Source organism: Thalassolituus sp., assembly GCF_034111725.1.
GTDB lineage: Bacteria > Pseudomonadota > Gammaproteobacteria > Pseudomonadales > Oceanobacteraceae > Thalassolituus.
Map to the genome: position 1 here is coordinate 13,514 of NZ_JAWUWR010000066.1, position 19,738 is coordinate 33,251.

The window sequence follows — 19,738 nt, forward strand, 5'->3', positions numbered from 1 at the left end:
AATCACACAAGGCTGCGATATAATGCGGCCTTGTTTGCTGATCAGTCCACACTTCCACTCTGAGCGACATACAGTATCCCTACTGGACGTATATTTTTTATTAGGAATCCTGTAAAAAGGCGACATGAAAACTCCGAAACGAATCCAGCCCCTAATCGACGAAGGCCTTGTCGATGAAGTTATTAGCCGCCTTATGAGCGGTAAAGAAGCCGATGTATACGTTGTGCGTAGCGACTCTGAAATTCGCTGCGCGAAAGTATATAAAGAGGCCGCCCAACGCAGCTTCAAAAAAGCTGCTCAGTACCAAGAAGGACGAAAAACACGCAACAGCCGTCGTGCTCGAGCGATGGAAAAAGGCTCTAAGTTTGGTCGCAAGCAACAAGAAGCGACCTGGCACAACGCCGAGGTCGATGCTCTCTACAAATTAGCCGACGCTGGCGTTAGAGTTCCAACGCCTTATGCCTGTATCGATGGCGTACTGCTGATGGAGCTAATAACCGACGAAGAGGGCTATGTCGCTCCACGCCTCGGCGAGGTGACTATGTCGGCCGAGCAAGCCATTGAAGATCATGCAGTAGTCATTGAATACATAGTTCGTATGCTGTGCGTTGGTATCGTTCACGGCGATTTGTCCGAGTTCAATATTTTAGTCGACGAATATGGCCCAGTTATTATCGACCTTCCGCAAGCCGTGGATGCTGCTGCGAACAACAATGCGGAGGCCATGCTGGCTCGCGATGTGAATAAGATCCGTAGTTACTACGGACAGTTCGCGCCGGAACTATTGGATACTCAATATGCAAAAGAGATGTGGGCCTTGTACGAGGAAGGTGAACTGCATCCAGATATTGAACTCACCGGGCACTTTGATGGGCCAACGGAAGAAGCCGACGTCGATGCTGTATTGGAAGAGATCAAAGCGGTACTAGCGGAGGAGCAAGAGCGCCAAGAAAGACTCAACGACGATGAGGACGATGAGGACGATCTTTAGCCTTCAATTATTTGTATCAATTCAAGCCAAGGATCGGCTTTTTAGCACAACATTCTTATATTCCCTCTCCTCCAAGCGCGAAGCGCCAACTTGGCCTGTTTAATCTTATTATTAAAGTCATCAGATACGATAGACTGACAAAATAATAACTATTAACTACCACGGAGATAGCGATGAAAGCACTTCATTGGCTACTAAGCCGAACGTTTACCTACATCTCACTAGTAATGGCTTTCGTTGCAATATACCTAATCGGCGACGACATGGGTAAGTTATTCCTATACTTTGTACTGCCATTCTATGTTGTAAGCTTAGCCTTCCAGTTAATTGCTCCTAAGGTGAAAGCACCGTTAGAAAAAAACGAGTTGATGACGGATATCATTTCAAATTCTGTGACGATTGCTGTCGTAAACACCATCCAAACTTGGGGTGTTGGTGTTGTTTTTGCCCTGTCTTCATCCAGCTTGTTGATCCACTATGGCATTCTCGATGCTGAATTTGGCTTAGCTAGTTTTCCATACTGGGCTCAGGTAGCACTCGGCCTGTTGATTATGGACTTCTTTTTCTACGTTACTCACCGCATGGCACACGAAATTCCGTTCTTCTGGAACTTCCATGCCATTCACCATTGTGCGCATCGAGTAACTTTTATGAATGCGTATCGTGTGCATCCCGTGGATGCCATGTTCCGCCGCTACATCCCACTATTTTTTATGATGCTCACCGGTATTAGCCATGAAGCTTTCATCGCGGCATCGATTATTGGTTCAGTCTTAAGTACTGTTACTCACTTGAACGTCGATCTGCGTCACGGCTGGTTTAACTACATCTTCGCGACCAATGAGAATCATCGCTGGCACCATTCGACCAAAATGTCAGAAGCGAAAAACTTCTCAATAATCACCATATGGGATCACTTGTTTGGTACATTCTATTTACCGCGAGATCGAGATATGCCAACTAAAATTGGTTTAGGTGATGAAACCGACTACCCACTACACAACTACTGGCAGCAACTCGTCGAGCCATTTCGTACAAAGAAAATTGAAGAGAAGAAGCCTCAAGTAACAAGCGCCCAAGAAGAGCTACTAAGTTAAGATATTGGTAATAGCACGGCATGAACTAACTCATGTCGTCAAAGGCAGTCGTCGTTAACAAGCGCAACTGCCTTTTTTATGGCCTAAGCACTTTGAGTAAGCCAAACCGTTTGATACGGATACAAGACTAGCTCGTCAATCAAAGTCGTTGGTTCCAACGCAAGAATATCCATCAATCCATTTTCTAAAAATCCCAGTGCCGCTAAGGGCAATTTAAGAATCCGTTCCGTCACATTCGATATAGCATAGATACGCTGCACACCGTCAACACTCGTACGCTTTAAAATAAATACGTCGGAGTTGATTTTCACCACATCTTGGCGAGCATCCGGACTAAAAGCTGGCTGCGCACGTCGAACTCGAATCATGCGACTCAACTCATGAAAAACTTCCGCTTGAGCCGTTACCGAATTCGATAACAAATATTCCAGCTCATCTTTATCCCAGACCTTACGATTAATTGATCGTGTACGCCCTGTCTGCTCAACATGAGCTAAGTCATTCGCAGATGCGGTAAAGCTATGAATATACAGCGCAGGAATGCCCTGCATCGCCAACATAATAGCTTGTGAACACAAGAAGCGCTGAACTTGAAAGTGATCAACCCCGCGCCTTGTCCCCATACAAGCATCGAACAATGTAATGTTTATTTCATAAGGACTTTCACTGCCATCGCTATTCGCTTTCATGCTCACGAAGCCACCGAAACGGTGCATGCAGTCGATTAAATCTTGCACCTCACGTTCAGGTAAAATGCCTTCCACAGGTCGAACCCCAATACCGTCATGCGATGCCGTAAAATTTAAGTATGTACATCCTGTTGGCAGCACAGGAATTGAATCCGCCCAATCCGATAGGAATGATGAGTTACCTCGGTTTAAAGCGTGCAATACCAAAGGCGGCAAACCAAACTGATACACCATATGGGCTTCATCAGAATCACCAAAATAACTTAGATTTTCGACAACGGGGACGTTGGTTTCGGTGATTACCACCACTTCAGGAGCAACAAAATTGACAACATCACGCAGCAGTTTTACCACCTCATGAGTCTGCGGCAAATGCAAACAACGCGTGCCAATTTGTTTCCACAAAAAGGCCACAGCATCAAGTCGAATAAAGCGTGCTCCGCGCTCAATATAAAACAAATAAATCTGAATAAATTCGAGCAAGACTTTGGGATTCGCAAAGTTCAAATCAATCTGGTCTTCACTAAAGGTCGCCCATACGTGGCGAACACCTCGATGCGTATGCACAGGGGTCAACAACGGCGTATTTCTTGGGCGAGTGACCAAAGACACATCTGTGCTTGGATCAACCTCGATAAAGTATTCCGAATACGGTTCATGGTTACCGATGTAATCAACAAACCATAAATTTTCACGCGAACAATGGTTAATTACCAAATCTGCCATTAAATCAAACGACGCTGTAATCTTCGCAACATCATCCCAAGTACCCCATTCCGGATTGACTTGGCGATAATCGATTACCGAAAAACCATCATCCGAACTGTAAGGGAAAAATGGCAAAATATGCACGGCATTTACCGTTCCGGACAAGCGCTCATACAAAAATTTGGCTAGTGTTTGCATAGGCACCTCTCCGGGCGCCTGAATGCTATTGCCGTAAGTAATTAGAATAACGTCTTGCTCAGACCAGCGTGGAGAATCTGCACTGGTCGGCACTTGGAGTAGCGTGCGCTGATTTGCTTCAACATAGTTTTGGCAGACACGCAGGAGGTCGTTAGCGAGAGCATCGACGTCTGTTGAGTTTCCATAAATCCGTTTTAAACGGTAAGCGAACTGTCCGAGCGCAGCATCTGACATTCAACATCCTTAGGTAGCTATAGCGATAGTCTTGATGGCTTGCCAGTTTCGTGCCGACATTGCCTCCTTCGGCGTTAACCAACTTCCTCCCACGGCAAAGACATTTTTTAAAGCTAAATAATCGTGATAGGTTTCAGGGCCAATCCCACCGGTCGGACAAAAACGCACATCGGCAAATGGCCCACCTAAGGATTTCAGCATATCCACGCCTCCAGCCGCTGCTGCTGGAAAGAATTTCTGCCACATAAATCCCGCATCACGAACTTGCATAACCTCAGTCGGCGTCAATACACCGGGTAAAAATGGACCGCCCCACTCGCGCGCGCAGGCTAAAATATCACGGGTAAATCCGGGGCTTACGGCGAACTCTGCGCCCTCTTTTAGAGCATTCTCTAAATCTTTACTTGAGGTCACTGTCCCGACACCGACGATAGCTTCGGGCACCGCGTTTTTAATCTCTTTGATGGCCTCCAATCCGTGCGCAGTACGCAAGGTAACTTCCAATAATCGAACCCCGCCTGCGACCAAGGCTTGAGCCATAGGAACGGCCGTTTCTAAATCATCAATAACGATAACTGGCATCACAGGTTTTGCGCGCTCTAACCATAAATCCCACATAATCCTTCACTCCCATCCTATGCTAATCGCACCTTCGTCGGCAGAACCGGCGTTGCGACGAAATACCGTAAATAATTCCCGGCCCACACCCATCGTTGAACTGCTCACATCCAAAGGCGCAAAGGCTGATATATCCCTTTGTGCGAAGTCTTCGGTTAATACGTTTAACGTTCCTGCATGTCCATCTAAGCGAATAACATCGCCGTCTTTGACCATGTGCAGAGGTCCGTCAACGAGAGCCTCAGGGGATAGGTGTATCGCGGCAGGAATCTTCCCTGACGCCCCAGATAATCGTCCATCGGTTACCAAAGCAACACAAAAGCCTTTATCTTGTAAGTTAGTGAGTGCTGGGGTCAGCTGATGCAATTCCGGCATACCATTTGCCCGAGGCCCTTGCCCTTTAACCACAACAATAACGTCGCAATTTAATTGATCTGCTTTATAAGCTGCCAATACTTGCTCTTGATCAGTAAATACCCGGGCAGGCGCTTCGATAATCCAACGATCATCAGGAACCGCCGATACTTTCATCATGGCGCGGCCTAAATTACCGTGCACTAGCTTCATTCCACCCTCGCGCATAAACGGCGCATGTGCGGGGGCTAACACCGATAAATCTAAGCTCTCACTGACGGCCGGACGCCATTGAATAACGCCGTGATCGTCGAGCCATGGTTCTTGAAAATAGTGGTGTAATCCATTACCCATAATGGTTTTCACATCGGTATGAAGTAGTCCAGCATCCGCGAGTTCGCGCATTAAAAATGCCATGCCACCACTTTGATGAAAGGCATTAATATCCGCACTTCCGTTGGGATAAACTCGCGTCAAAGCAGGCGTAACATCCGATAAATCTGTCATATCTTGCCAGTCGATTTGAATACCAGCCATGCGCGCAATGGCGATTAAATGAATACTATGATTCGTTGAGCCGCCGGTCGCCAGTAAGCCGACAATACCATTGACTATGGTACGTTCATCCACCATTTGCCCTATCGGAATATAATCGGGCGCCAATGCCGTTATTTCGCTTACGCGCTGCGCAGCTAATTCGGTTAATGGCTGGCGTAAAGCATCATCAGGATTCACAAATGATGATCCCGGCAATTGCAATCCCATAATTTCCATCAGCATTTGGTTAGAATTTGCAGTGCCATAAAAAGTACAGGTACCACTGCTGTGGTAAGACTTCATTTCGCTATCGAGCAATTCCTCTTCGCCGACATCTCCAGCAGCGAATGCCTGTCTTACTTTTGCTTTAGCTTGGTTACTAATACCACTGCGCATCGGCCCAGCCGGAACAAATACCGCAGGGATATGACCAAAGCGTAACGCCGCCATTAATAAACCGGGAACGATTTTATCGCAGATACCGAGCATTAAAGCGCCATCAAAAACTTGGTGTGACAACGCAATAGTGGTACTCATGGCGATGACATCGCGACTGAACAAGGACAACTCCATACCGGTTTGTCCTTGCGTAACACCGTCACACATTGCAGGAACCCCACCGGCTACTTGGCCAACATGCCCAGCCTTGAGCAAGGCTCGTTTCAATATATCGGGGTAACCTTGGTACGGCGCGTGGGCTGATAAAACATCGTTATAGGCAGTAATAATCCCAATATTTGCACCGCGGTGACTCGACTTTAAAATCAGCTTGTCGTTATCTGGGGCGGCAGCATAATCATGAGCTAAATTAGTACAACTCAGCTGCCCTCGCACAGGGCCATTGGCTAAATCATCCGCTATACGCTGCAGATAGGCAGCACGCGTTTGTCGGCTACGCTGTTTAATTCGGTCGGTGACGCTAGCAATAACGGGATGCATTATTCACTCCTGTAAATACTCAAAGGCACTTGAGATTGGTACAGCAAGGTTCTTACCGGCATTGCCGCAATGTTTTGGCGCTCTGTTCTTTCCGTTGCCTGTTCATATACCGCATTTTTATCAGCACCTTCAAAATGCAGATACAGGTGACGACAGTTAGACAGAAGACCCCATGTGAGTGTCATACGCGGAAGTTCAATAGGCTCATCAATGACCGGACAACACCAAGCAGCACCACCTTCGTTTAGACATTTACTTAAGGCATCGGAATCAGGGAACCAAGAAGCTGTATGCCCATCGTTACCCATACCTAATACAGCAAAATCTAGGCGTACCATCAATTCATGTAATTTATTTTCGCACTCCATAAACCCAGAGACCGGATCCTTCGCGCGATTTTTTAAGGGTAAAAAGTAGGCACTCGCAGCGTTATTCTTCAATAAATGCTCTCGCACTAACCGAGCATTACTCGCGGCGTTATCTTCATCAACCCAACGCTCGTCAACCAACGTAATTAATACTTTTTGCCAAGGGATATCTCGTGTGGATAGTTCTTCAAAAAAGCGAATTGGCGTACTCCCTCCGCTCACGGCGATACACACTCGGCCTCGGACTTCAATCGCTTCAGCCATGCGCTCGGCAAGATCATCCGCCAATTGTTTTGCTAATACATCCGAACTTTCAAATCTATTACCACTCATTCTAAACTCCTCAGCTGCTTCTAAAAGTTACGATATACACAGCATATTTAGCTATTTTCGTCCCATAATCGCCCTTCTTTCGCTAACAGCAATGTGGCTGCAGCTGGCCCCCAAGAGCCGGCGGTGTAGGGTTCTGGACGTTGTTCGATTTCCTCCCAGTAACTTAAAATAGGATCAACCCAACGCCACGCTTCTAACAATTCGTCATCGCGTAAAAATAAAGTCGCATTACCACTCAGTACATCGAACAATAACCGCTCGTACGCCTCTGGTACTCGGGTTTGCTTATGATTTGCAGGATTTAAACTTAAATTCATTGGCCGCACATTCATGCCAGGGCCTACGCGTTTTTCGCACAACATTAATCTTACGCCTTCATCCGGCTGTAGGCGAAACACCAATTTATTAGCCATGGTACTTTTATGTTGCAATGGAAATATTGAATGAGGTATTTCTTTAAAATGCACCACAATTTCACAGGCCCGCTCAGCCAGACGCTTGCCCGTGCGTAAATAGAAAGGAACACCCGCCCAGCGCCAGTTATCAATTTCGACTTTTACCGCGACAAAGGTTTCGGTCATGCTTTTAGGGTGCACACCCGGTTCATCACGATAGCGTGGTACTGGCTTGCCATCAGCAACACCGGCATCGTACTGGCCGCGCACCACGTTATCGCTAATGTGATTGCCAACAATCGGTTTTAAGGCGCGTAATACTTTTACTTTTTCGTCGCGTACAGAGTCCGGATCTAATCGGGCTGGAGGCTCCATGGCGGTAATACACAAGAGCTGCAACAAGTGATTTTGAAACATATCGCGCATAGCACCGACTTGCTCATAAAACTCGGCGCGTTTCTCTACTCCAATAGATTCTGAAATAGTGATTTGTATATGATCGATATAATGCTGATTCCATTGCGACTCAAACAATGAATTGGCAAAGCGCAACACCATCAGATTTTGCACCGTCTCTTTGCCTAAATAATGATCAATCCGATAAATCTGACATTCTTCAAAATATTCAGAAACAATCTTATTAATGGCGGATGCTGAATCGTAATCATGGCCAATTGGCTTTTCGAGAACAATTTTACTGTTACTTTTGATCAACCCACTATTGTGTAACCCTTGACAAATAGGAGTGTAAAGATCAGAACCTGTGGCTAGATAATAAACACGATTTGGATCATCACTGCCCAGCGTCTGAGCGAGATGGAGATAGCCTTGCGAGCTATTGAGATCAATGGTCAAACAATGAAGGCATTCACTAAAACCTTCCCAAGTTGCTAACTCTAGATATTCCGGCGGCAGATGTGACTTGAGTGCTTTTTCGATTCGCCCTAAAAAATCTTCGCGCTCTAGTGTTTGGCGAGTAGCTGCAAAAATACGCCCTTTAGGTAAACGACCATCTCGGTACAATAGGTACAACGCCGGCATTAACTTGCGTAATGCTAAATCTCCAAGCCCGCCAAATAACACCAGCTCATATGGTGCATTAATGTGCATCGTTCACCTCCGCTGTTCAATTTCAGGGCGCCGCCATAACAACTCGCCTCAATCTAATTGCTTAATGGTGCTAAAACGTCTTTCCATGATCCTGTCACGTCCATGCCAAGTCTGCTAGTACCATTTGACGCCTCTGTAGACCACGTCATGCTTTGGGTTGCCCCGCGACCGAACGCCTGTCACAAAATAGTCGTATTACTAGTGTAGACAAGCAGGTTCTATACCGTCGGCATTATCTTTGCACCATAGTGAATCAGCGCGATGCTGATATAATGCACGCACGTTTTAGCATTAGAGCTGTTAGTGACGGGAAACGCCCTTCAGGGTTGACGTAAAACCGCAACAAATCTGACATAATCTATGCAGACTCCACCTTCTCATCTGTATCAGACAAGGATAGAAAAATATGATTCGCAAATGCCTGTTCCCTGTTGCCGGTTATGGCACACGTTTTTTGCCTGCAACAAAGGCTATGCCTAAAGAAATGCTACCAATCGTCAACAAACCATTGGTGCAGTACGGCGTTGAAGAAGCGGCGGCAGCTGGTTTAAACCGTATCGGCTTCATCACTGGTCGCGGTAAGCGCTCCATTGCCGACCACTTCGACATTAGCTATGAGTTAGAGCGCGAAATCGCTGGTAGCGGCAAAGAAGAGCTGCTGACCTCTATTCGTAAGCTGATCGACGAAAACGAATTTGCCTTCAAACGTCAAAACCACATGAAGGGCTTAGGCCACGCCATCCTTTCTGGTCGTTATCTGATGGGCGATGAGCCTTTTGCCGTTGTTCTTGCCGATGACCTATGTGTTGTTGACGAAGGCGAAGAAGGCGTATTGGCGCAAATGGTTAAGCTATACAAGCAGTTCCGCTGTTCTATCGTAGCGATCCAGGAAGTACCTGAAGATGAGGTACACAAGTACGGTGTGATCGCTGGCGAATACATGAAAGACGGTCTGTATCGTGTTACCGACATGGTTGAAAAACCAGCCAAAGAAGATGCGCCGAGCAACCTAGCCATTATCGGACGTTACATCTTAACGCCAGATATCTTTGAGCTTATCGAGAACACCGAACCAGGCAAGAACGGCGAAGTACAAATCACCGATGCGCTACTGAAGCAAGCTCAAGACGGCTGCGTACTCGCTTACAAATTCAAAGGCCGTCGTTTTGATTGCGGTAGCATCGACGGTTTTGTTGAAGCAACGAACTACGTTTACAACAACGTATTTAAGAAAGGCTAATCGGAATCGCTACCCAGCGAACGAGGTGGGGCAGCCACAAATAGACAGAAGTTCTGGGGCGAATCGCCTATTCCCCCCAGAACTTAATTATTTACTCTATGCGGCCCCAGCTTTTCGTTTTTTATCAAAAAAAGGCATTGACGAAAAACGAAACGCTACGTAATATACGTCTCGCTGTTACGAAGTTCCCCGATAGCTCAGTCGGTAGAGCAGTAGACTGTTAATCTATTGGTCGTTGGTTCAAGTCCAACTCGGGGAGCCAACAAGCAGCAAATTCGGGGTATAGCGCAGTCTGGTAGCGCGCCTGGTTTGGGACCAGGATGTCGGGAGTTCGAATCTCTCTACCCCGACCAACTTATTACAACTGACATTCTGCTCAGTTAGTCTTAAAAATCATTCCAAAATCGTGTATAAATAGCTCCCAACAAATCATTCTGTTGTGGCTACTGTTATGTCTTCTGTTGCTCCTCTTGTTCAATATCCTATTCCTTGCCCGGAATGTAGCTTCTATACTTCAAACCCTGCATCTGTCTTGCTGCAAAGCAAAACATTTGAATGTCGTCGCTGCCAGCACCAACAAACACTGAACGAAAAACAATTGGCTACGCTAAAAAAAACTGTCTCACATTTGCAAAATTGTGGATTACACCAAACATCGACCAATGCCCTTATCGACAGCGAAAATGCTGCAAGCGAGTCACTGACTTAACGTCTACACGAATCGCACATCAATAAAAATGCCTCCAAAAGGAGGCATTTTTATTGTTATCGTAGTTAAGAAATTATTCTTTACCAACGATTTCCAACAACTCAACTTCAAAAATCAAAGCAGAGTTAGCTGGAATTTTAGGGCTTGGGCTTTGTGCACCGTAGGCTAGATCAGCAGGAATAAACAACTTCCACTTATCACCCACTTTCATCATTTGCAAAGCTTCAACCCAACCGCGAATTACACGATTTACTGGAAATTGAGCTGGCTCGCCACGCTCTACAGAGCTGTCAAATACAGTACCGTCAATTAGAGTACCGTGATAGTGAACACGTACTTGGTCTGTTGCTGCTGGCATTTCACCTTCAGCCACAGCGGTAAGCACTTCATACTGCAAACCTGATTCAGTAGTTTTAACACCTTCACGCTTAGCGTTTTCAGCTAAGAAATCTTGACCAACTTTAGCAGCAGCATCATTCAATGCTTGTTGCTTACGCTCTTGTTCTTCAGTGATTTTTTGGAAGGCAGCTTGAATTGCCTCTTCATTCAGCTTTGGCTCTACGTTACCAATCGCATCACGAATACCAGTAATAACAGCTTCAGCATTCATCTCAAATGGTTCGCGAGACAATTGACGACCGATGTTAAGGCCTACACCATAACTTGCCTGATCAGCGGCATTTTCTAACTTCACAGATTCCTCCTGACCACAACCGGTCAATAACACAGTACCCAGCAATAGCGCTGGAGCCATTTTCAATAATTTCATGTTTCTTTCCTGAAGAAGAGATTATAAAGGCAGGTACCCTACTACAGCCAAGCAGCAATTCCTACGGCGGTTATGGCCATAAACGTAAAGGATTGTTTGCAGACTCTAGACGACAACCCTTAACAGACGTAATTACCTTTACTGGCACGTTCATCACATTCGCGTCGAATGTTTTTACACACTTGGATTTCCGCAGGCGAAAGCCCACTAGCCATTGCACATTTATAATTACGCTGGCGCAACTCTTTATCAGGGACGTCGGCCATATTCGATGGCTGACATGCCACTAACAAGGTTGCTAAAGCAATAAATAGATATCGCACGCAAATCACCATGACCATTTAATCCACGCTGAAGCGTGTCATATGCTTAAAGTTTTGTCCACCGTTTGGCTGCTTAGGCACGACAACAAAGAAAAAGAAGATATCTTATAAAGATCTTCGTCTTTAAAACCCACAACCGTTAAGAACAGGTATAATCTCAGCAAAAGAAAATATTAAGGACACACCATGCTACGTAGTATTTCCCTATCTCTAATACTTGTATTTATTGCTGGCTGCAGTGGGCAATCAACAGCCGAGCTCCGCCGCCTACAAATGCTAGAGGCACAACGAGCTGAAGAAGCAGCTCGAGAGACACAAAAACTTGCAGCCGAACGCGACACTCGTATTCAAACTCGCCTTAACGACGCCCACAACGCATGGGAAAATGATCGTAATTTAACCAGTATCGACATCACATCATTGTTTGAGAATCGCGGTGCCCAACTAACCGCAGGCAAAACTTACTTCGTTGAATTTGAACTTCAAGCAGCTCGCTACAATTATGGCGAAGACAAACAAAGTTTCACCATTGTTGGTATGCGAAACTTGCCTAGCAGCAAAGTGTATAGCCCGATATTTCCCGACGAAAACGCGCTATATCAGCCTGGGCAAAAAGCTAAGTCGGTACTTGAATTTACTTTGAAAGATCAAAAAGAAGAAAATAAAATGGCTCAGCTGGTTGAGCGCGAAGACGGGCAACGCTGGGTCGCTGCTGTTCTTAACTTTAAAGATTACGAATCATTGGTTACTTTGCAAAATAGCTGGCGCTGGGAGCCAGGCTTATTTGATGACATCAGCTGGCATGTTCCACCAGAAGTTGCTTATCCACAAACCAGCAGCCGTTCACTCTCGATGCAAATAGGTTTCCGCTTTTGCCCTCTTGATCGTTGTTATTTAGACTCCAATTATCGCAAGCATGCAATCCATGGAGTACGAGCCGATGTGATCAGCATTGTTATTGGCAATCGTGATACTGATAACATTCTGGCCGAATTTGTCCGAGATGCACTTTAATAAATCAAGTTCATTATTAACTATTTAATATTCCAAAGATTTTACTGAAAAATTATGGGCATAAAAAAACCGACGTTAACGTCGGTTTTTTTAGCTCGCTTCAAATCTTAAAAACCGATTGAAACCGAAGCACCATAATAAAGACCAGACACATCAACATCCGTTGCGATGTCAGTTAAATCTTCATCTGTTTTCATGCTTAAAGAGCGGTAGCCGGCTTCTAGGCCGATATCCGCAATTGGCACTGGAAGGTCGTAACCTAAACCATAAGAAATATCTGACAGAGTATTACCGCTGTAGCCAATATAATTCACATCAACTTGAGCATAAATACCGAAAGGCGTATCCACTTTTACTTCGCCGTAAACCATAGGAATGGTGGCATCTACATCAACACGCTCAGTGCCTGCCGTGGTATTTCTGACTTCTGCATAGCCATCAAACATACGGCCAGTCACACCAAAATTAATGTCGATATATGGCAGAGGTAAAGGTAAACCCCAGTACAGAGTTACGTCAGTGTGAGATAGATCTAGATCGCTTTCTACATTGCCAGCATACACTTGACCATTAAAACTAGTAGCAAGAATTCCGTTACCAGAAAGATCTAAGCTGGTTTGCTTCAACTTGATATTCGGTAGCATAGGGATTGGGTGTTCAAAAAATACCGATAACTGAGTACCGTTTTCTGAATCTAGCCCTAAACCGTTATTACTGCTGTCGACGGAGATACCATCGTCAATTTGGCCTGTTGGTTCGGCGTTCCATACGCTGGCTTTCGCACCAACGGTGAACAATAAATCTGCGTGGGATGCAACGGGTGCTAGCGCAACGATAAAGGCTGCAATGGCCGTCTTTTTCATCAGAATATTCCTATTGTTGTGATCTGTTCCTACGGAACCGGTCTAAACCAGTTGCCTTAGTTTGCACACAACTGGAAACTTTGCCAATCATTTGCGGGCCTTATATTGCCCACAAATGATTAAGATTTTATTAAACGTTCGATCAGAATTGAACACCGATACGGCGACCAACTTCTTCATACGATTCAATCACATTGCCCAAACCTTGGCGGAAGCGATCTTTGTCGAGTTTTTCGCGAGTTTCTTTATCCCACAAACGACAACCGTCTGGAGAGAACTCATCACCTAACACTACTTCACCTTTGAACAATCCAAACTCAAGCTTGTAGTCGACCAACAACATACCACCATCAAGAAACAAAGCTTTTAACACTTGGTTCACTTTAAAGGTCAGCTCTTTCATTTTATCGAGCTCTTCTTCTTCCGCCCAACCAAATGAACGCGCGTGGTATTCGTTAACCATAGGGTCACCCAGCGCATCATTTTTTAAGAATAATTCAAATGTTGGCGGCACTAAATCAACACCCTCTTCAACACCTAAACGACGCACTAAGCTTCCGGCAGCGACGTTGCGGACAACACACTCTAGAGGAATCATATCCAAGCGCTTCACGAGTGAATCGGTGTCGGACAATAGCTTTTCAAAGTGAGTTGGAATACCCGCTTCTGCCAACTTGGTCATAATGAAGGCGTTGAACTTATTGTTCACCATGCCTTTGCGATCAAGCTGTTCGATTTTCTTACCGTCGAAGGCAGAGGTGTCATTACGAAACTCCAATACCATGTAGTCCGCATCATCTGTGGTGTACACAGATTTTGCTTTACCTGAGTAGAGTAATTCGCGCTTTTCCATGGGGTTCTCCGGAAATGATTTCAAAATTCGTTACTGGTCAATAATTACTGGTCATTGAGGTGATACCACGGGGATATCATATCTTGTTCGAGCAGTGTCACTTCGTGCGGCTCACAACCGATTGCCTCTGCCAATACTTGGCTTACCAAATATCGGTCATTGTTCTTTTCACTGATATGCCCTGCCGTTATGTGGCGTAAGCCGGGCCAGTTTACCCGTCGTATAAATTCTGCACATTGCTCATTACTAAGATGACCAAATGCACCGGCAACACGAGCACGCAAACTCGGGGGATATGGCCCTGTTTGCAATAGCAGAGAATCGTGATTTGCTTCAACTTGTAAGCCATGACAGCCCTGATAAACCTCCACCAAATGCGGTGTCAGGGAGCCAAGGTCCGATAGTATACCAAGCCTGCGTCCATCTGCATTCTGTAAAACGAATTGTAGTGGCTCTTGAGCGTCATGAGGAACAACAACAGGGATAATTTCGAGGTTACCAATACGAACAGCTTCGTCGGCTCGAATGCAACGCCAACGCTCATGGCCAACCCAATCCATTTTACGGGCAGTACCAAAGGATGCATAAAAAGGAATATCGAGATGGTCACAAACAGCAACAACCCCGCGTGCGTGGTCACCGTGTTCATGAGTAACAAATAAGGCGCGCAACTGCGCTGGATCGACATCAGCCTCTAATAAGCGCTGCATTAGTGAGCGCTTAGAAAAGCCACAGTCGACCAGTACGCACACATCACCCTGCTGAACTATCGTGGCGTTTCCTTTGCTGCCACTCCCTAACGACGCGTATTTCACTTTGTTAGCTGGATTTTAATCTCAGTCAGCACTTCTTTGGTCAGAGCATCATCTGCCAAAGTTTCGGTATCCAACAAGAGGGATAAATACACACCCAAACGGGCACGATTCATCTTCAGTTGGTAAGTCACAAACTCTGGCTCGTCGCTACTCCACAAACGTCCCCACCAGCTCTTCTTCTCGGCATCTTCCGCAACAGGTGCTGGCAGTTCAAGATAATACGTACCCACACTGCGGTTAAGATCCGATAGCTTAAAGGAGGTTTCAGTTAACGCATCCGCAACTTTCGACCATGCGTTAGCAAAGCCGCTGTCTAGACGCAAAATCTGGCTGCCAGCACCGTCTCGCTCAAGACGCGGATTCAAACTGTCATCACGGTACTGACTTAACGTCGCAGACTCATCATCCATCGCTGCTTCATCAGGCATTGGATCCGGTTTTGGCACCTTAAACTTTTTTGGTTCTTCGCTGCTCGCTAACTTCTCGGATTGCGGAGCATCAGGAATAGCAAAACGATCTTCCACCAAAGGAGCCATCTCCGCAGGTAACTGAGTGCTAGGCGCTTCCTCTGCCTTCAGGTAATCGTTGGTTCGGTCACGGAAAGTGTCACCAAACATCCAGCTGCATCCACTTAGAGATGCCAGCACAAGCAGGAAAAGAGTTCGCATAGTATTCCGTTAAATCAGTTTGAGAGCCGACAGAGCCAGCTCCACTTTTGGATAAAAACGTTCATCCAATTCAACCAGAGGCAAACGAATGCCATTTTGCATCAATCCCATGCGCGCTAGAGCCCACTTCACTGGAATTGGATTCGCTTCAACAAACATAGCGTTATGCAAAGACATCAATGAATCATTAAGTGCTTTCGCTTCATCGGCTTTGCCGTCCAATGCCAGCATACAAAGTTGATGCATTAGTCGCGGCGCAACGTTGGCAGTAACAGAGATATTCCCCTTACCACCCAATAAAATCAGTTCGTAGGCTGTTTCGTCATCGCCTGAGTATACCGCCAAGCGGTCACCAACCAGATCAATCAGCTTACGCGCACGGTCTAAATCACCAGTCGCTTCTTTAACTCCGATAATTTGCTCAACATCCGCTAACGCGGCAATGGTTTCTGGCAGCATATCAATCGCTGTGCGGCCAGGTACGTTGTACAAAATTTGTGGAATATCAACTGCAGCCGCAATGGCCTCATGGTGTTTAATCAGACCACGCTGCGGCGGTTTGTTGTAATAAGGCGTCACCAACAAGCAAGCATCCGCACCGACGCGTTTTGCTTCTTGGGTTAACTCAATCGCTTCAGCGGTATTGTTCGCCCCAGTACCTGCAATAATAGGACGACGACCCGCAGCCTTTTTGACCACGGCCTCAATAACACTGATGTGTTCTTCTGTTGTCAGAGTGGCCGACTCGCCGGTAGTTCCCATAGCAACGATAGAGTCTGTACCTTCGTTTATATGGAAATCAACTAGGCGATCGAGACTTTGCCAGTCTACTTGGCCGTCGGCATGCATAGGGGTAACCAACGCAACAATACTGCCGGTAATCATGAAACACTACTCCCAATAAAAAGGGTCGCGAAGAGCGAAAAATTCAGAGGCGCAATACTACTGGCGCAACCATTATGTGACAAGTCAGTTACTCTATACTGGCGCGTTCGTTGTGCCTGCAGGCCAAGCTCGTATCACTGCTTTGAATAAAGTCGCCAATGGTATGGCAAAAAAGACGCCCCAAAAGCCCCAAAGACCGCCAAAAACGAGAACAGCAACAATAATGGCCACTGGATGCAAATTGACTACCTCTGAAAATAACAAAGGCACTAGCACGTTACCATCCAAACCTTGGATGATGGCATATACGGTTAACAGATAAATAAAATCATTGGTCCAACCCCACTGCACATAGCCAACAAGCGCAATGGGAACGGTGATGACTGCCGCACCAATGTATGGGATCAATACCGATAAGCCGACGCCAATCGCCAAGAGTGCAGCATAATTGATTCCCATAATGACAAACGCGACGTAACTCACACCACCGACGATAATGATCTCAACCGCTTTACCACGGATGTAATTGGCAATCTGCACATCCATTTCAGCCCAAACGTTATTCAATAAATTGCGCTTAGTTGGCAAAAATGCAGTGCACCACTGCACGATTTTGGTGGAATCTTTCAACAGGAAGAAAACTAAAATGGGGACCAGAACGCAATATATGAGCAGCCCCATAACGCCAGTAATGCCTGTTAGCGAAAAGGTCAGTGCCAATTGTCCAATCGAAGCTAGCTCATCACGAATTTGCTGAGTCCAAATCTTAACTTGCTCCACCGTTACTAAGTCTGGATATTTCTCCGGCAACAACATAAGCAACTCCTGCCCTTTCGTTGCCATACGCGGTAGTTCATAAAAGAACTCTGTGGTTTGTTTCCAAGTGGCAGGCAAAATAATCAGCAACAGCGTCAGCAAAATTGATAAAAATAACAGGAACACTACCACCGTGGCCGATAAATGCCCTAATCCGAGCCTTTTAAATAAATTCATCGCGCCCTGAAGAAGATAAGCCACTACCACTGCCGTTAAAAACGGCGCCAGCACAGAACCCAAGGCCATAATTAGGAGCAGTAAACCGCCGATGATGAAAAGCAACAACAAGGCTTCTTCATCCGAAAAATAGCGGTCAATCCAGCCGCGAACGACCTTCAACATAGTTAAGCTCCCTTCTTAATCCAAAATTCATAACGGCCATCAACATCGGTTGCAGCCAATAGTTCGTGCGCACTCAACTGCAAAAATCGTGGAATATCACGCCAACTACCAGAATCGGTAGCAATGACATGAAGCACCTCACCCAAAGCAAGATCACGCAGAGCCACCTTTGTTTTTAACAGCGGCATAGGACACATCAACTCGCTAGCATCCAATTGAGCAGTAGACGCAATAGAATTAGACACCTTTACTACCTTTTGCCAAACTGGGCTGTGCATTATACGGAAGTGCCGCCAGAGCGCTATGCACGTTACCGTCCGAACGCGATATTCTATGCGAACTCTTACTAAGGTTTGTGTCTAAACAACGTATCATTTTTAGGAACGACTTCTTGAATGTTCGAACGATCAGTCTGATCGCAGGTTTGCTAGTGGGTTCCTCCATCAGTGTTGCCGACAGCGAACTCCCCGCGCTAGGCGACCGAGCCTCTGGCTACGTCTCCATGCAGCAAGAACATGATCTTGGCCGCTTATGGTTAAGGCAGCTTCGCTCCCAAGCCGCCAGTTTAGACGATCCCTTAGTGCTCACCTACTTCGAAGATCTCATATATCGCTTAGTACCGCACAGTGCACTACGAGAAATGGATTTAGAATTCATAGTTGTCGATAGCCCCGAATTAAACGCTTTCGCCGTGCCTGGTGGCATCGTCGGCATCAATGACGGTATTTTTCTGTACGCCAACGACACCGACGAATTAGCCGCGGTGCTCGCACACGAGCTTGCTCATTTAAGCCAACGCCATTTCGCGCGCCAAATCGAAAATGCAGAACGTCGCGACCCCATTGCTCTGGCGACTCTACTGGCGAGTATTTTATTAATCGCTACCAATAACCCCGATGCAGGCTTTGCAGGATTGGTTACAAGCCAAGCCGCTAGCATACAGAATCAACTGGCATATAGTCGTGATTTTGAGCGCGAGGCCGATCGTTTAGGCATGCTGACATTAGCCGGAGCTGATTTAGATCCACAAGCGATGCCAAGTATGTTCGAAGCTATGCTTAACGCCAACCGCTACCGCGAAGCGCCACCCGAGTTTTTACTGACTCACCCAATTACTTCTAGCCGCGTTTCCGATGCCGCCAACCGTGCTGAGCAATATCCTATTAGACCACGCTTAGCCAGCTTCGAATTTAGCGTGTTACGCAATGATGCGCGCCGCCGCTATCAGCTAAAAGACAGCAAGGCAGAAGAACAATTTATGCAAGAGCTAGATAGAACAACCGGCGTTAAAAACGCGGCTTTACATTACAGCCTCGGCAATATCTACCTCAACAATCGTGACGCCGACAAAGGCCTAGTTCAGATTGAACAAATAGAAGCCCCTTGGCGCCAACATAGTGCAACCATAGCGCTAGAAGCACGCCTGCTCGCACTCAGCGGCAAGAATGATCAAGCCATCAAAGTATTAAGCAATGCCTTACGCCTTAATCCCAATGATCGCATTCTCGTCAAACCTTACGCACCGTTACTGGTCGATGCCGGACGCGCGACGGAAGCCAGTCAATTACTACGCAAACAAACCGAACTCTACCCAACCGAGCCAAGTGCTTGGCAGCAACTCAGCACCGTTGCCTACAAGGCCAATCAACCTATTGTTGCGCATCGAGCCTTAGCCGAATATTTGTATTTTAGCGGACAGCGCAGCAACGCATTAAAGCAGATGAATGTGGCACTGTTAGAAGCACGTAAACGTCATGATTTTTATCAGGAGGCAGCGCTCAAAGAACGCTTAAAAGCGATGACTGAAAGCCCTAAATCACTGCAATAATTGCATGGGTGATGCAGGAGCTCTCAACAAAAAGAAAAAGCG

At 46.3% G+C, this 19,738-nt stretch carries 20 protein-coding genes and 2 tRNA genes; 8 read left to right on the forward strand and 14 right to left on the reverse strand.

What is annotated here, in order from left to right:
- Window positions 1-124 precede the first annotated feature (124 nt).
- The gene (locus UXZ23_RS11240; RefSeq protein ID WP_320820668.1) at window positions 125-991 is read left to right on the forward strand and encodes a PA4780 family RIO1-like protein kinase; all 867 of its coding nucleotides are present in this window, start codon (window positions 125-127) and stop codon (window positions 989-991) included.
- A 173-nt stretch (window positions 992-1,164) separates the two neighbouring features.
- Window positions 1,165-2,088 carry a sterol desaturase family protein gene (locus tag UXZ23_RS11245; protein WP_320820669.1) on the forward strand — a complete coding sequence of 308 codons (924 nt, stop codon included), beginning with the start codon at window positions 1,165-1,167 and terminating at the stop codon, window positions 2,086-2,088.
- 83 nt (window positions 2,089-2,171) lie between these two features.
- Here UXZ23_RS11245 and UXZ23_RS11250 read toward each other — a convergent pair whose 3' ends face one another.
- The 5 genes from UXZ23_RS11250 to zwf are packed head-to-tail and all read right to left on the reverse strand — an operon-like array spanning window position 2,172 to window position 8,571.
- Window positions 2,172-3,917 (reverse strand): sugar phosphorylase, encoded by a 1,746-nt coding sequence (locus tag UXZ23_RS11250; RefSeq protein WP_320820670.1) that lies wholly within the window; start codon window positions 3,915-3,917, stop codon window positions 2,172-2,174.
- Window positions 3,918-3,926: 9 nt separating this feature from the next.
- The gene (eda, locus tag UXZ23_RS11255; protein WP_320820671.1) at window positions 3,927-4,535 is read right to left on the reverse strand and encodes a bifunctional 4-hydroxy-2-oxoglutarate aldolase/2-dehydro-3-deoxy-phosphogluconate aldolase; all 609 of its coding nucleotides are present in this window, start codon (window positions 4,533-4,535) and stop codon (window positions 3,927-3,929) included.
- 6 nt (window positions 4,536-4,541) lie between these two features.
- Complete coding sequence (gene edd, locus UXZ23_RS11260; RefSeq protein WP_320820672.1) at window positions 4,542-6,365, reverse strand: phosphogluconate dehydratase; 1,824 nt, start codon at window positions 6,363-6,365, stop codon at window positions 4,542-4,544.
- Window positions 6,365-7,066, reverse strand: coding sequence for a 6-phosphogluconolactonase (gene pgl / locus UXZ23_RS11265; RefSeq protein WP_320820673.1), 702 nt, complete (start codon window positions 7,064-7,066; stop codon window positions 6,365-6,367). Before pgl ends, edd begins: the two co-directional genes overlap by 1 nt.
- Window positions 7,067-7,113: 47 nt before the next feature.
- The gene (gene zwf, locus UXZ23_RS11270; protein WP_320820674.1) at window positions 7,114-8,571 is read right to left on the reverse strand and encodes a glucose-6-phosphate dehydrogenase; all 1,458 of its coding nucleotides are present in this window, start codon (window positions 8,569-8,571) and stop codon (window positions 7,114-7,116) included.
- Between the two features lie 406 nt (window positions 8,572-8,977).
- Here zwf and galU point away from each other — a divergent pair, with 406 nt between their 5' ends.
- The 4 genes from galU (at window position 8,978) to UXZ23_RS11290 (ending at window position 10,520) form a co-directional block, all read left to right on the forward strand.
- Window positions 8,978-9,811: a UTP--glucose-1-phosphate uridylyltransferase GalU gene (gene galU / locus UXZ23_RS11275; RefSeq protein ID WP_320820675.1), complete on the forward strand. Its 834-nt coding sequence runs from the start codon at window positions 8,978-8,980 to the stop codon at window positions 9,809-9,811.
- Between the two features lie 186 nt (window positions 9,812-9,997).
- Window positions 9,998-10,073, forward strand: a tRNA-Asn gene (locus UXZ23_RS11280).
- Between the two features lie 14 nt (window positions 10,074-10,087).
- Window positions 10,088-10,164 (forward strand) — tRNA-Pro (locus UXZ23_RS11285).
- 98 nt (window positions 10,165-10,262) lie between these two features.
- A complete protein-coding gene (locus tag UXZ23_RS11290; protein ID WP_320820676.1) occupies window positions 10,263-10,520 on the forward strand; it encodes a hypothetical protein in 258 nt (85 codons plus the stop codon).
- A gap of 73 nt (window positions 10,521-10,593) precedes the next feature.
- On the opposite strand, the gene UXZ23_RS11295 is transcribed toward UXZ23_RS11290, so the two are convergent.
- A complete protein-coding gene (locus tag UXZ23_RS11295) occupies window positions 10,594-11,274 on the reverse strand; it encodes an FKBP-type peptidyl-prolyl cis-trans isomerase (RefSeq protein ID WP_414491470.1) in 681 nt (226 codons plus the stop codon).
- Window positions 11,275-11,408: 134 nt separating this feature from the next.
- On the reverse strand, window positions 11,409-11,612 hold the full coding sequence (locus UXZ23_RS11300; protein WP_320820678.1) for a hypothetical protein: 204 nt from the start codon (window positions 11,610-11,612) through the stop codon (window positions 11,409-11,411).
- A gap of 186 nt (window positions 11,613-11,798) precedes the next feature.
- Between UXZ23_RS11300 and UXZ23_RS11305 the strand changes: the two genes are divergently transcribed.
- A complete protein-coding gene (locus tag UXZ23_RS11305; protein ID WP_320820679.1) occupies window positions 11,799-12,626 on the forward strand; it encodes a hypothetical protein in 828 nt (275 codons plus the stop codon).
- 107 nt (window positions 12,627-12,733) lie between these two features.
- Here UXZ23_RS11305 and UXZ23_RS11310 read toward each other — a convergent pair whose 3' ends face one another.
- The 7 genes from UXZ23_RS11310 to UXZ23_RS11340 form a co-directional block, all read right to left on the reverse strand.
- Complete coding sequence (locus UXZ23_RS11310; RefSeq protein WP_320820680.1) at window positions 12,734-13,489, reverse strand: TIGR04219 family outer membrane beta-barrel protein; 756 nt, start codon at window positions 13,487-13,489, stop codon at window positions 12,734-12,736.
- A gap of 142 nt (window positions 13,490-13,631) precedes the next feature.
- Entirely contained in the window at window positions 13,632-14,342 is a 711-nt protein-coding gene (gene purC, locus UXZ23_RS11315; protein ID WP_320820681.1) for a phosphoribosylaminoimidazolesuccinocarboxamide synthase, read from the reverse strand.
- A 44-nt stretch (window positions 14,343-14,386) separates the two neighbouring features.
- Window positions 14,387-15,157, reverse strand: a complete 771-nt coding sequence (locus UXZ23_RS11320) for an MBL fold metallo-hydrolase (RefSeq protein WP_320820682.1) — start codon at window positions 15,155-15,157, stop codon at window positions 14,387-14,389.
- Entirely contained in the window at window positions 15,154-15,774 is a 621-nt protein-coding gene (gene bamC / locus UXZ23_RS11325) for an outer membrane protein assembly factor BamC (RefSeq protein ID WP_320820683.1), read from the reverse strand. The genes UXZ23_RS11320 and bamC overlap by 4 nt, the downstream gene beginning before the upstream one ends.
- A 60-nt stretch (window positions 15,775-15,834) precedes the next feature.
- A complete protein-coding gene (dapA, locus tag UXZ23_RS11330; RefSeq protein ID WP_320820684.1) occupies window positions 15,835-16,710 on the reverse strand; it encodes a 4-hydroxy-tetrahydrodipicolinate synthase in 876 nt (291 codons plus the stop codon).
- Between the two features lie 93 nt (window positions 16,711-16,803).
- Entirely contained in the window at window positions 16,804-17,868 is a 1,065-nt protein-coding gene (locus UXZ23_RS11335; protein WP_320820685.1) for an AI-2E family transporter, read from the reverse strand.
- A gap of 2 nt (window positions 17,869-17,870) precedes the next feature.
- Window positions 17,871-18,113, reverse strand: a complete 243-nt coding sequence (locus tag UXZ23_RS11340; RefSeq protein ID WP_320820686.1) for a sulfurtransferase TusA family protein — start codon at window positions 18,111-18,113, stop codon at window positions 17,871-17,873.
- A gap of 146 nt (window positions 18,114-18,259) precedes the next feature.
- Here UXZ23_RS11340 and UXZ23_RS11345 point away from each other — a divergent pair, with 146 nt between their 5' ends.
- Window positions 18,260-19,696, forward strand: a complete 1,437-nt coding sequence (locus UXZ23_RS11345; RefSeq protein ID WP_320820687.1) for a M48 family metalloprotease — start codon at window positions 18,260-18,262, stop codon at window positions 19,694-19,696.
- The last annotated feature ends 42 nt before the right edge of the window (window positions 19,697-19,738 follow it).

What these genes read in the sequence shown, in the direction of transcription:
- UXZ23_RS11240 (WP_320820668.1), top strand. Translation starts at nt 125, where the DNA reads ATGAAAACTCCGAAACGAATCCAGCCCCTAATCGACGAAGGCCTTGTC.
- UXZ23_RS11245 (WP_320820669.1), top strand. Translation starts at nt 1,165, where the DNA reads ATGAAAGCACTTCATTGGCTACTAAGCCGAACGTTTACCTACATCTCA.
- UXZ23_RS11250 (WP_320820670.1), bottom strand. Translation starts at nt 3,917, where the DNA reads ATGTCAGATGCTGCGCTCGGACAGTTCGCTTACCGTTTAAAACGGATT.
- eda (WP_320820671.1), bottom strand. Translation starts at nt 4,535, where the DNA reads ATGTGGGATTTATGGTTAGAGCGCGCAAAACCTGTGATGCCAGTTATC.
- edd (WP_320820672.1), bottom strand. Translation starts at nt 6,365, where the DNA reads ATGCATCCCGTTATTGCTAGCGTCACCGACCGAATTAAACAGCGTAGC.
- pgl (WP_320820673.1), bottom strand. Translation starts at nt 7,066, where the DNA reads ATGAGTGGTAATAGATTTGAAAGTTCGGATGTATTAGCAAAACAATTG.
- zwf (WP_320820674.1), bottom strand. Translation starts at nt 8,571, where the DNA reads ATGCACATTAATGCACCATATGAGCTGGTGTTATTTGGCGGGCTTGGA.
- galU (WP_320820675.1), top strand. Translation starts at nt 8,978, where the DNA reads ATGATTCGCAAATGCCTGTTCCCTGTTGCCGGTTATGGCACACGTTTT.
- UXZ23_RS11290 (WP_320820676.1), top strand. Translation starts at nt 10,263, where the DNA reads ATGTCTTCTGTTGCTCCTCTTGTTCAATATCCTATTCCTTGCCCGGAA.
- UXZ23_RS11295 (WP_414491470.1), bottom strand. Translation starts at nt 11,274, where the DNA reads ATGGCTCCAGCGCTATTGCTGGGTACTGTGTTATTGACCGGTTGTGGT.
- UXZ23_RS11305 (WP_320820679.1), top strand. Translation starts at nt 11,799, where the DNA reads ATGCTACGTAGTATTTCCCTATCTCTAATACTTGTATTTATTGCTGGC.
- UXZ23_RS11310 (WP_320820680.1), bottom strand. Translation starts at nt 13,489, where the DNA reads ATGAAAAAGACGGCCATTGCAGCCTTTATCGTTGCGCTAGCACCCGTT.
- purC (WP_320820681.1), bottom strand. Translation starts at nt 14,342, where the DNA reads ATGGAAAAGCGCGAATTACTCTACTCAGGTAAAGCAAAATCTGTGTAC.
- bamC (WP_320820683.1), bottom strand. Translation starts at nt 15,774, where the DNA reads ATGTTTGGTGACACTTTCCGTGACCGAACCAACGATTACCTGAAGGCA.
- dapA (WP_320820684.1), bottom strand. Translation starts at nt 16,710, where the DNA reads ATGATTACCGGCAGTATTGTTGCGTTGGTTACCCCTATGCATGCCGAC.
- UXZ23_RS11335 (WP_320820685.1), bottom strand. Translation starts at nt 17,868, where the DNA reads ATGTTGAAGGTCGTTCGCGGCTGGATTGACCGCTATTTTTCGGATGAA.